Below are 11953 nucleotides of genomic sequence, written 5' to 3' on the forward strand. Positions count from 1 at the left end.
TCTATTGTTATTCCACAAAAAAATCTGTTGAAGACACAGCTTTACGTTTCCCTGAACCAATACTATACGCTAGTTCCAACGTATATCCACCACCACCTTCTAGAAATAAGAGTTCGAAAGGATGATATCCTTTTTTCAGTGCGATTTGTGAAGATTTTTCAATGGCAAAGTGCATTCCATCATTATCAATCAAGGTTTTATCTTGCATTTTAAGTACACTTCCATCATCAGAGCGCAAGAAAAATGAATAGATACCATCTTCAGCAGCATAGAAATAACCTTGATGGCGGGTAGCAAAACTTTCAGCTTTCTTTTGAACGGGAACCTCCAAAGCCTTTGTTGTACCTACCTCAGTTTTGTCAGCTTCATTTATTAAACCTACCGTTTTATACAACTTTGGGTAATAACTAAACTTTAGGCCTGGCTTAGGATTTTTAACCTGAACGGCATTAAGATAATTGCTCTGTTGATATTTTATTGTAAAAACATCACCCATTCTGCCATCTGCACCAAAAATTGCCGCTTTAACCGTCTGATTTTTATCAATATACACAGGCTTTACATAACGCACGCTATTTATTTTTGGCTCAGTTCCATCTGTGGTATAGTGAACAACTGTATTTTGAGGCATTTCGATTTTGAGGTAGGTAGATTTAAGAAACACATTGTTATCAGTAAAACCCTTAAGATCGGCAAAGCGGTAATTGATCCCTAATGTACTCAAGATTTCATATTGCTGCCCCATTTTCCAACTAAAGTGATCAAAATCCTGCTGATGGCCCCATAAAACTTCGCTCATCGACAACATGCGCGGAAAAAGCATATATTCCAGCCTTTGTTCTGATGGAATATATTCTGTCCAGATATTGGCCTGTCCGCCTAAAACGTATTTCTGCTCATTTTCGTTAAGGCCGAAGCCAACCGGATTAAAACTATATACCTTTCTCAGCGAATGGCCGTCTTGTTGTGCATCAAAATAGCAATACTCACCTGGAGTCATAATTAAGCGATTACCTTTTTCTGCAGCATGCTTAGGGGCCGTCGGAATCCAGGTACGCCAATACATCAAAGTAGCAGTTAGCGAAACACCACCATCTAGAATTTCATCCCAGCCAATCAGTTCTTTGCCCAGGCTATTGAAGTATTTTTCCATTCGTTTTACGAAGTAACTCTGAATTTCGTCAATATTTTTAAGGTTTTCTTTATGCATTAATGCTTCACATTCAGGAATATTCTTCCAGCTACTTTTTTCAACCTCGTCTGCCCCTAAATGAATATACTTCGAAGGAAACAGATGGGCTACTTCCTTAAAAACATTTTCAGCAAATTCGAAAGTAGTTTCTTTACATGGACAGATTGGATTAGTGAAGCTTTTTTCCTTTTGCACCGATCCCGTTGAGGTTAACCATGGAAACTGTTTTGTTGCGGCTTGCATATGGCCAGGCATATCTATCTCAGGGATAATTTCAACCCCTTTGCCAGTCGCGTACAATACCAGTTCTTTGATCTCCTCCTGCGTGTAAAAACCGCCATACATTCTTTCTCCATCGATCATTTTGAAATGTTTTTCCGGAATATTGTAATCTGGATTAGTAGTAGCCAGCTTTAAACAGGCAGAATCTTGATTATTTAACTTTCTCCACGCCCCTTTTGCTGTTAGCTCAGGATATTTCTTGATTTCAATTCTCCAACCTTGATCATCGGTAAGGTGCCAATGAAATTTATTAAACTTATAAAAGGAAAGCCGATCGATAAAACGATGAAGATAATCGATGTCAAAAAAATGTCGGGAAACGTCTAAATGAATGCCACGCCATGAAAATTTGGGGCGATCGTTTATTTCCAACGCAGGCAATGTCCAAGTATTATTGGTTTTAAAAGCATTTGCAGCAGCCAACTGCTTAAGGGTTTGTACTGCCCAAAAAGCCCCTAACTTATCGCTTACGGTAATGGTAATTTGTGAAGGAGCAATACGCAAGCTATAGGCTTCTGGCTTTAAATTGGTATTCTTAGTAAACAAAACGCTATTGGTAGCCCCATTTGCCCGGTCTTTTTTTAGCAGATTAATCTCCTGGATGGCAATCGAAAAAATACTATCAGTATTTGCTGAAATGTTGGTGCTGGCAGAAAAGACAAAGTTACCCGACAATAGTTTGAGTGATTCGGGTTGAGGAACAATACTTAGTTGTGCAAAAGTAGATTTAGCAATAAAGAAAAGTACTAAGCCAAGTACCAAGCTAAAATTATTTATTTTCATTGGGAATATGTTTTGGTCAGGCGATCGAATATTTTTTTGTAAAGATTACCCAACAGTCCGAAATTACATTTATCGGTTATTAAATTCAATAGCAAGCCAAAAAATTGAGCAACAAAAAAGCGAGACATACTAAAATGTTCCGCTTTTATCTTATTAACGTATTTCTGGTTAAAAAAAATGATTACTTAAATTTTTCGTAAAGAATGCTATCCATTAAAACGATATTCTTTTGAGGATCATTTTTGTACAATTTGAAATCACCCTGCATTACTTTATATTCCTTTGTTCTAGCATAATTTTTCTGCTGTATACTATCAATTTGTGCCGCATCGGCCCTATTAAAAATAAGCATTTGCATATTAAATGTTTGCTTAAAGTCCATTTTCTTGCCAGATATTGCCTCCATTGAGAATCCTTTAGAATAATCTATTTGTATGCGCCTATCTTTGGCAGACCATTCGTAAAAAACGTCTTCAGTAGTTTGCGGACTAAAAGTTGGCTTACCAAATTGCTTTTCTAACTGTTTAACAAATTCGTTGTAAACAGTATCAGATTTAATTTCTGCATCGGCTAAAATCGCTACAGTTTTATTATTGTGAGTTAAAAAAGCGATCCTATTGAAGTATATGTTCTGATAATATGCAATACTATCTATAATCTTACTGTAATATGCTTTACCATAAAAGGAATGTTTGCCATTCCAAGGCTCTAATTTATAACCAACCGGATACTCGAAAGGCATTGAATAGCCTTTTCTCACGTAATCGGAATCGTGGTTTACATTCGAATCTATTTTGGATTTTAAAAATTCAAGAGGGTTTTCTTTGAAATTAATTTTTTCCAAATTCAGCCCCGCTTTTTTCACAGCAGTTGAAGAATCTTTACCATTTTGATTGCAAGAAAACAAAACCGTACTCAATAACAATAATAAAAAACTTTTCATCAAGTTATTTAAAATTAAAACATCTATTAATACACAAAGAATAAAGATTTTTTTAATGTTTTATGATTTTCTTCGTTATTAAACGATTAAGCCAAAGCCTGCTCAATATCAGCCAAAATATCATTAATATGCTCTAATCCAATTGATAAGCGAATAGAACCTTGCTCAATACCTACTTCATTGCGCTGCTCTTCGGTAAGTTTGCTGTGCGTACTGGTTGCAGGGTGTGTTGCGATTGAACGTGTATCGGCAAGATTTGCGGAGATGGAGAACATCTGCAAACCATTCATAAATTTACGTGCAGCAGCTATACCGCCTTCAACCACAATGGTTACGATGCCACCACCCTGTTTCATTTGCTTTTTGGCAATATCATATTGAGGGTGTGATGGTAAAAACGGGTACTTTACCAGTTTAATTTTCGGGTGTTTTTCTAAGTACTCTGCAACTTTTAAAGCATTTTCGCAATGGCGGTCCATACGGATAGCTAAAGTTTCTAAACTTTTAGATAATATCCATGCATTAAAAGGCGATAAAGCCGGTCCGCTGTGACGGGCAAAACCAATCACATCCGCAATTAATTCTTTAGTACCTAAAATAACCCCTCCTAACACACGACCTTGACCATCAATGTATTTTGTAGCTGAATGAATAGAAATATGTGCGCCAAATTTAATGGGCTGTTGCAGATATGGCGTAGCAAAGCAATTATCAACAACGAGTAATACATTATATTTTTTAGCCAGATTGCCTAAAAATTCAAGATCAATAATATCGATACCAGGGTTTGATGGTGTTTCAACAAAAATCATTTTGGTATTAGGCTTAATCAAAGCCTCCCAGTCTTGCGGTTTATCTAAATCGGCATAATCGAACGTTACACCCCAGTTCGAAAACACATTGGTTAATAACTGGTGTGTAGATCCAAAAACGGAACGACTTGACACCAAATGATCGCCATTTTTTAAGAATGCACCGAAAGTAGTAAAAATAGCAGCCATCCCTGTTGCCGTGGCAAAACCATCTTCTGCGCCTTCTAAAAGACACATTTTTTCGATAAACTCTGATGTATTTGGATTTGAATAACGGCTATATACATTCCCCTCTTTTTCATTCGCGAACAAAGCACGCATTTCTTCTGCATCTTCAAATTTATAACTCGAAGTCAGATAAATTGGTGATGAATGCTCTTTATGTAAACTACGTTCGGTTTGAGTGCGTATAGCTATGGTTTCAAAATTTTCGGATTTCATTTTTAAGTATCAAGGTTTGAGTATCAAGTATAAAGACATTAGTAGCAAGTATCAAGATCGGCATGTTGCTATAACGCCCTCTTCTTGATACTTACTACTTGATTCCCTATTCTCTATTTGTTTATTTTATAAGTAAAGTTAATTTTTGCCGATCGACCTAATATGTTCGACACAGAGCAGTATTTATCGAAAGTCATTTGCAGTGCTCTTTGTACTTTGGCTTCGCTTAAATCGCCGAAAAGCTCAAAGTTGATATCGATCACATCAAAAATCGGGGGCATTTCTTCGTCTTTACGCGTGGCGTTGATGGCAATTTTAATATCGTTTAAGGGTTCTTTTTGCTTAGTAAGTACATTTACCATATCGATACCACTGCAGCCACCCAAACCAATTAAAAGCATTTCCATCGGCCTAAAACCTTTACCTTCGCCCCCAATAGCAGCTTTTGCATCCAACTCTACAGTAAAACCGCTCTCGTTTTCTGCTTCAAAATTAAATTTACCGCTTTTGCGGATTAGATTGATGTTCATATTATATAGTATCAAGATGTTAGATTTGAGATATGAGACATTTGCAAATGCCCTATACCTTTCGCCTTAAACCTTTCACCTTTATTTTTTTTTATTAATACGCCAACATTTTCGCTATTCCAACGCTATACGCCATGCGCCAAGCTTAAATGCCATAAAATATCAGGTTGTTTTGCTCCAGTTCGGGCAATTTAACCGCTTCGGGGAAAATTGCAAAAACCGACGAGCCGCTACCACTCATTAAAGCGAAGGTTGCGCCTGCATCGTATAAACTGGTTTTTATTTGACGAATTTGGGGATACTTTACGAATACCGATAGCTCGAAATCGTTGATAACCTTATTTTTCCATGTTGTTGGAGGCAAATGTATGATTTCTTTTAACGATTGCAAAGGTTTTTGCGGTTTTACATGCGCATAAGCATCGGCCGTACTAACGTGTACAGGCGGTTTTACCAAAACTTTATACCAGGCTGACAAATCTAATTCGCACTTTTCAAATTCATCGCCTTTATTAAATGCGTAAACAGGTTTATTTTTGATAAAAAAAGCACAGTCTGCTCCTAGCTGGCGGGCGTAATCTTCCATTTTATCAACAGGTATACCCAAACTGAACTTATCATTTAATAGTTTGATGAGAAAAGCACAATCAGCTGACCCTCCACCCAAGCCTGCGCCCACTGGTATATTTTTCAATAAATTGATCTGCTGCGCTGGAATATCATAATCCTTTTTTACCAATTGATAGGCTTTAAAACACAGGTTATCATTAGAGTTACCAGGAATATCGATACCATGAATTTTGCAAGAAGTTATCTCTGCATCTGTAATTTCGACTGAATCCTTGATATTGATCGGAAAAAAAACGGTTTCAAGATTGTGGTAACCGTCAGTACGTTTTTCGGTGATATTTAAACCTAGGTTTATTTTTGCGTTTGGAAAAGATAACATGCAGATTTGAGATTTGAGATTTGAGATTTGAGATTCTCCTCAAAACCAAATACAGTTCTAACTGCAAACATACAAAAGTGTTTTTTATGAGGTCGTGTTTCTTTACATTTTATATAGTCAGGTTTTTTTGGAGCGCAATTGTAGTGGTTCTACACTTACCTTGTTGCCGTGTTCCGCTTTTACGCTTCGCTTCGTCGTTCCTCCTCGCTGCAGGGTAACACTGCACCCGGGGCTAAGGGGCCGGTTGCTGCTTCTATTAATGTTTAACCCCTTGAAAACAAAAATTTCCACCTGTGTTAAAAACAATTATCATTACAATGTTAGTAAGTGAACAGTGTGTATAAAAATGATTTCCATCGCCTGATAAATTTTAGATATTTGTAAATTATCAGAACAGTATGAAACAATATTTAGATTTAATGCAGCATGTGCTTAATCATGGCGCTCAAAAGCACGACCGTACTGGTACCGGAACAATAAGCGTTTTTGGCTATCAGATGCGTTTTAACCTTCAGAAGGGCTTTCCGATGGTGACTACAAAGAAACTGCACTTAAAATCTATTATTCATGAGCTCATCTGGTTTTTAACTGGCGATACTAATATTAAATATCTTAAAGATAACGGTGTACGTATTTGGGACGAATGGGCCGATGAAGATGGAAACCTTGGGCCGGTTTATGGTTCGCAATGGCGAAGCTGGCCAACACCAGATGGACAGCATATTGACCAGATTACCAATATCATCAATACCATTAAAAACAATCCCGATTCTCGCAGGATAATTGTGTCTGCCTGGAACGTGGCCGAAATCGAAAATATGGCCTTGCCCCCTTGTCATGCTTTTTTTCAGTTTTATGTAGCCGATGGAAAATTAAGTTGCCAATTATATCAGCGCAGTGCCGATATTTTTCTTGGGGTACCTTTTAATATTGCTTCTTATGCCTTATTAACCATGATGGTAGCGCAGGTATGCGGTTTAGAAGCCGGAGACTTTATCCACACCCTTGGCGATGCACATTTATACAACAACCACATTGAGCAAGCCAACCTACAATTAAGCCGTGAGCCTAAACCGCTTCCGGTGATGAAAATCAATCCTGAAGTGAAAAGCATATTCGATTTCAAGTTTGAGGACTTTACCCTGGAGAATTACGAAGCGCATCCGCATATTAAAGGCGTTGTTGCGGTTTAACACTTGTTCATTGGCCATTAGCCATTGGTTCATTTGTTTGGATGCAGAATTAAATACATATTTTAAAAAAAATCATCCCTTTAATTTACTTAATCAAGAGAAATCATGAATTATAAATTAGAGGATTTAGAAGTTTATAATCTATCAGAACTAATTTCAGATAAAATCTGGAATATCGTTATGGGTTGGGATTATTTCGCCAAAGATACCATCGGAAAACAAATATGCAGAGCGGCTGATTCCATTAGTGCCAACATTGCGGAAGGATATGGCCGATACCATTTTAAAGAAAACAAAAACTTTTGTTATTATAGCAGGGGTTCTATTTTAGAAGTAAAATCATTTCTTAGGAAATCAAAAAATAGAAATTTAATATCTGAAGATTGTTATACTAACCTTTATTCAGAACTACAAACTATCCACTTAAAGCTTATATTAAATATATTGGCAAAATTTAAATAAGTTATAATTCATCTTTGATACCTGCTGAAAATAGGTATGACAAACTGTGCCTGATGCAATATACAGACACTATTAAACAAATGACTAATGACCAATAAACTCCATCCCCCTTCACTTTCCATAGCAGTAGCTGTAGGCGAAAATTTCGCAATCGGCAAAAACAATCAGCTTTTATGGCACATGCCAGCCGATTTAAAGTTTTTTAAGCAAACTACTTCTGGCCATACTGTTATAATGGGGCGTAAAACCTTTGATTCAGTTGGCAGACCGTTACCAAACCGCAGAAATATTGTGATTACAAGAGATACTAGTTTACAAATCGATGGCGTTGAAGTGGTAAACAGCTTAGACAAGGCTTTAGAGATTACCCAAACAGAAGAAAAACCAGTATTTATTGTTGGTGGAGCAGAGATTTACAGACAGGCTTTACCTAAAACGCAGATACTTTATTTAACCACTATCCATCATAATTTTGATGCAGATACTTTTTTCCCAGAAATAGACCGGAAAGAATGGAAAGTAATCAGCAGTGAACCTCGCAAAGCAGACGAAAAAAACAAGTACGACTATACTTTTGAGATTTTGGAAAGGATTAACTCAATTTAACCGCAAAATATACGAAGAATTTCGCAAAGGGCACAATTTTATTTGATAAGCTGTTTTGCTTCTTCCCTTGCCATCGGGACTATCGGATCCGAAGAAACACAGGTTTTGCTTTTCAATAAAAAGATTTATAACCCGCCTTAGAACTCATAGATGAAAAGATGCTTCGTGCCTGCGCATGACAGAGGTTGAAAAAGCTGAAACATCAGCCGAGAGAAACTTAATCCCAAAAGTTGCTACAATTGCTTTCCAAATCAATTTCATTCTAAATTTAGTCCTCTGAAATAAATTCTGCCTGATGAATCTCGAAGGATTATTGCCAGATAAAAATTAATGTTAATAAATTATCAATTAAGGGGTTCTATAATTTAAAAATTTAATTAGATTTGCCGACTTGTTAAAAAACAGCGAAAGACAAAATTATTTTAAACAAACAATGCAAGGAAAAGGTTTTATTAAGTTTATAGCGATAGTATTGGCTATCGTTTGTGCGTACGCACTTTCTTTTACTTTGGTAGCATCCAAGGTAGAAAAAGACGCAAAAAACGCTGCGAAGGGTGATTTAGCCAAAGAAAAGGCTTACTTAGATTCGATGAGTACCGTAAAAGTTTATCCAGTTGTTGGATTTACTTATCAAGAGGTAAAAGCGAAAGAGATTAATTTGGGTTTAGACTTAAAAGGCGGTATGAACGTAACGATGGAGATATCGTTAGCGGAGTTGGTAAAATCATTGGCGGGTAACCCTACTGATGCAAACTTCAACAAAGCAATTCAAAACGCACAGATCCAATTAAATGCCGGTGGTAAAGATTACATCAAAATTTTTGTTGATGAATTCGAAAAATTAAGCCCTGGAGTAAAACTTGCAGATTATTTTTCTAATCAGGATAACGCATCTCAATTAAAACCTAGTGCAAGCAATAGTGATGTTGAGTCTTTCTTAGAAAAAGAAGCAACCAGTGCTATCGATCGTTCATTTACAGTTTTACGTTCACGTATTGATGGTTTCGGTGTAGTTAGTCCGAACATGCAAAAACAAGAAGGTAGTAACCGTATCTTAATCGAGATGCCAGGTGTACAAGATAAAGAGCGTATTGCTAAACTTTTACAAGGTTCTGCTGAATTACAGTTCTGGCAAGTATATCAGGTACAAGAAGTTGCACCATTGTTAGAAAACATTAATAAAATTTTAGCGGCAACATTAAAAACTGATGCATCAGCTGCTAAAGATACAACAGCTGCTCCTGCTGCTGGTGGTAAATTAGCCGGTTTAGAAAAAGCTGCTGCTAAAGATACTACAGCTAAAGGCGGCAAACTTGCTGGCTTAGGTAAAAAAGATTCGAGCGCCGTTAAAGCCGAATTGATTAAATCTAACCCATTGTATGCTGTTCTTAACCTTCCTATTTACCAAGGCCAAAACGGGCAGCAACAATTAATGCCGGGTGCAGTTGTTGGTATGTCGTTACAAAAAGATACTGCAAAAGTTAATGCTTATTTAAAACTTCCTGAAGTTGCTGCATCTATTCCATCTACGATGAAGTTTATGTGGAGTGTTAAACCTAGAGAAGGTTCGAAAATTTTCGAATTATATGCAATTAAAGTAGTTAGCGCTGATGGTAAACCAGATTTAGGTGGTGAGGCAATCAGCGATTCGCGTGCTGATTTTGATCAAAAAGGTAAACCAGAGGTAACCATGTACATGACCAGTGAAGGTTCTGCCAAATGGAAAAAAATTACAGCTGAAGCTGCTGCTGATCCAAATAATAAAAAATCTATTGCAATTGTATTAGATAATCAGGTTTATTCTGCTCCTACCGTGCAGAACGAAATTGCTGGTGGTGTTTCATCAATCACTGGTAACTTTACTCAGGCAGATACTAAAGATTTATCTAACATCTTAAAGGCTGGTAAATTACCTGCTCCTGCACGTATTGCAGGTAGCTACGTAGTTGGTCCAACTTTAGGTGCACAAGCTATTCACGATGGTTTAATCTCATTCGTAATTGCCTTCATCGTAATCTTAATCTTCATGGCGTTGTATTATCACCGTGCAGGTTGGGTTGCTAACTTTGCATTGTTAATCAACTTATTCTTCATCATTGGTATCCTGGTATCACTTGGTGCAGTATTAACCTTACCTGGTATTGCTGGTATCGTTTTAACCATTGGTTTATCTGTAGATGCGAACATCCTTATTTTTGAGCGTGTACGTGAAGAGCTTGCGCATGGTAAGAACACTGCTTCGGCAATTAAAGAGGGCTTTAAACATGCAATGCCTTCAATTATCGACTCAAACGTTACCTTATTTATTTTAGGTGCTATCCTTTACGTTTTCGGTAGCGGTCCGGTTCAAGGTTTCGCAACTACCTTATGTATCGGTATTCTTTCATCATTATTTGCTGCTGTAGCGATTTCGAGAGTAGTTTTCGAATCTTTATTAAACCGCAAAATCGATGTAAGTTTCGATAACAGCATTACCCGCAACGCATTTAAAAACATCAGTTTCAACTTTGTTGGCCGTCGTAAAATTTACTACGTAATCTCTACCATCATTATTATTGCTGGTATTGGTATGTATTTCAAAAATGGTGGCTTAAACTTAGGTGTAGACTTTAAAGGTGGTAGAACTTACTTGGTTCACTTCGATAAAGCCGTTAACACAGAAGATTTAAAAACTAAGTTAAACCCGGTTTTCGGTAACGAAACGCCTGAGGTTAAAACTGCAGGTGAAGATAGCCAGGTAAAAATAACCACTACTTTCCACATCGAAGATCAGGATATTAAAACTGATAAAGTTGTAGAAGATGCTTTAAACAAAGGTTTAGCAGGTTCAAAATATGAAATCGTAAGCTCACAAAAAGTAACGCCTATCATTGCAAGCGATATTGTAAACGGTGCTTTCTACGCAGTATTGATCTCATGTTTATTCATGTTTATCTACATCGTAGTGCGATTCAAAAAATGGCAGTATGGTTTAGGTGCGGTAATTGCATTGTTCCATGATGTGTTAATGGTATTATCTTTCTACACTATTTTAGATGGTATTATGCCATTCTCATTAGAAATTGGTCAGGATTTTATTGCTGCTATTTTAACAGTAATGGGTTACACCATGACAGAAACTGTTGTTGTATTCGACCGTATCCGTGAGAAATTAAAAGAATCTGGCAAAGAAGATTTACATGGCGAAGCGCGTAACAATTTAATCAACTTCGCGTTAAACAGTACACTAAGTCGTACCATCTTAACCTCATTAACCGTATTCTTCGTATTATTGGTAATCTTTGTTTTCGGTGGCGATAGCATCCGCGGATTTATCTTCGCATTGTTAATCGGCCGTATCATCGGTACATACTCATCATTATGTATCTCTACTCCTATCGTAATTGATCTGGGTAGCTCCGCAGAGAAAAAATAAGAAGTTAATTTCTTAAAATATATAAGCGCTCCGATTTATCGGGGCGCTTTTTTTATTCAGTATCGTCAAACCTCGCAGGTTTTAAAACGGCGCAGTCCTCAATGTGTCCATTTAAAAAACAATATAAACTACGGTTTAAACCTGCGAGGTTTAAATTGTCAATTTTTATTTTGAAAAGCAGTTTCTGTAGTCCTTTGGCCCCGATAGTCCTGCTGTCCGTTTTATCCCGATGAAGGATCGGGATGTCCACTCCCATCAGTATCTATGTAATAAAGTGATCTTAGTTCAAGTGGTCTTTAGCAAGCCACAATTGTTAAATTTAAACAAAGAAGAGAACTAAGATCA

Annotated in this window: 9 protein-coding genes; 4 read left to right on the plus strand and 5 right to left on the minus strand. The window is 37.0% G+C overall.

What is annotated here, in order from left to right; all coding sequences use genetic code 11:
• Positions 1-7 precede the first annotated feature (7 nt).
• From HDC90_RS23130 to ispE, 5 genes are all read right to left on the minus strand, one after another.
• Positions 8-2257, minus strand: a complete 2250-nt coding sequence (locus HDC90_RS23130; protein ID WP_184470699.1) for a family 20 glycosylhydrolase — start codon at positions 2255-2257, stop codon at positions 8-10.
• 181 nt (positions 2258-2438) lie between these two features.
• Positions 2439-3200 carry a hypothetical protein gene (locus HDC90_RS23135; protein WP_184470701.1) on the minus strand — a complete coding sequence of 254 codons (762 nt, stop codon included), beginning with the start codon at positions 3198-3200 and terminating at the stop codon, positions 2439-2441.
• Positions 3201-3286: 86 nt separating this feature from the next.
• Positions 3287-4453 carry a PLP-dependent aspartate aminotransferase family protein gene (locus HDC90_RS23140; protein WP_184470703.1) on the minus strand — a complete coding sequence of 389 codons (1167 nt, stop codon included), beginning with the start codon at positions 4451-4453 and terminating at the stop codon, positions 3287-3289.
• A gap of 113 nt (positions 4454-4566) precedes the next feature.
• Positions 4567-4983 carry an OsmC family protein gene (locus HDC90_RS23145; protein WP_184470705.1) on the minus strand — a complete coding sequence of 139 codons (417 nt, stop codon included), beginning with the start codon at positions 4981-4983 and terminating at the stop codon, positions 4567-4569.
• Between the two features lie 145 nt (positions 4984-5128).
• Positions 5129-5932: a 4-(cytidine 5'-diphospho)-2-C-methyl-D-erythritol kinase gene (ispE, locus tag HDC90_RS23150; protein WP_184470707.1), complete on the minus strand. Its 804-nt coding sequence runs from the start codon at positions 5930-5932 to the stop codon at positions 5129-5131.
• 398 nt (positions 5933-6330) lie between these two features.
• Here ispE and HDC90_RS23155 point away from each other — a divergent pair, with 398 nt between their 5' ends.
• The 4 genes from HDC90_RS23155 (at position 6331) to secDF (ending at position 11608) form a co-directional block, all read left to right on the plus strand.
• On the plus strand, positions 6331-7125 hold the full coding sequence (locus HDC90_RS23155; protein WP_184470709.1) for a thymidylate synthase: 795 nt from the start codon (positions 6331-6333) through the stop codon (positions 7123-7125).
• A 105-nt stretch (positions 7126-7230) separates the two neighbouring features.
• Entirely contained in the window at positions 7231-7587 is a 357-nt protein-coding gene (locus HDC90_RS23160; RefSeq protein ID WP_184470711.1) for a four helix bundle protein, read from the plus strand.
• An 87-nt stretch (positions 7588-7674) separates the two neighbouring features.
• A complete protein-coding gene (locus HDC90_RS23165) occupies positions 7675-8193 on the plus strand; it encodes a dihydrofolate reductase (RefSeq protein WP_184470713.1) in 519 nt (172 codons plus the stop codon).
• Between the two features lie 433 nt (positions 8194-8626).
• Positions 8627-11608: a protein translocase subunit SecDF gene (secDF, locus tag HDC90_RS23170; RefSeq protein WP_184470715.1), complete on the plus strand. Its 2982-nt coding sequence runs from the start codon at positions 8627-8629 to the stop codon at positions 11606-11608.
• Positions 11609-11953: the final 345 nt, after the last annotated feature.

It is taken from the genome of Pedobacter sp. AK013 (assembly GCF_014205835.1).
Lineage (GTDB): Bacteria > Bacteroidota > Bacteroidia > Sphingobacteriales > Sphingobacteriaceae > Pedobacter.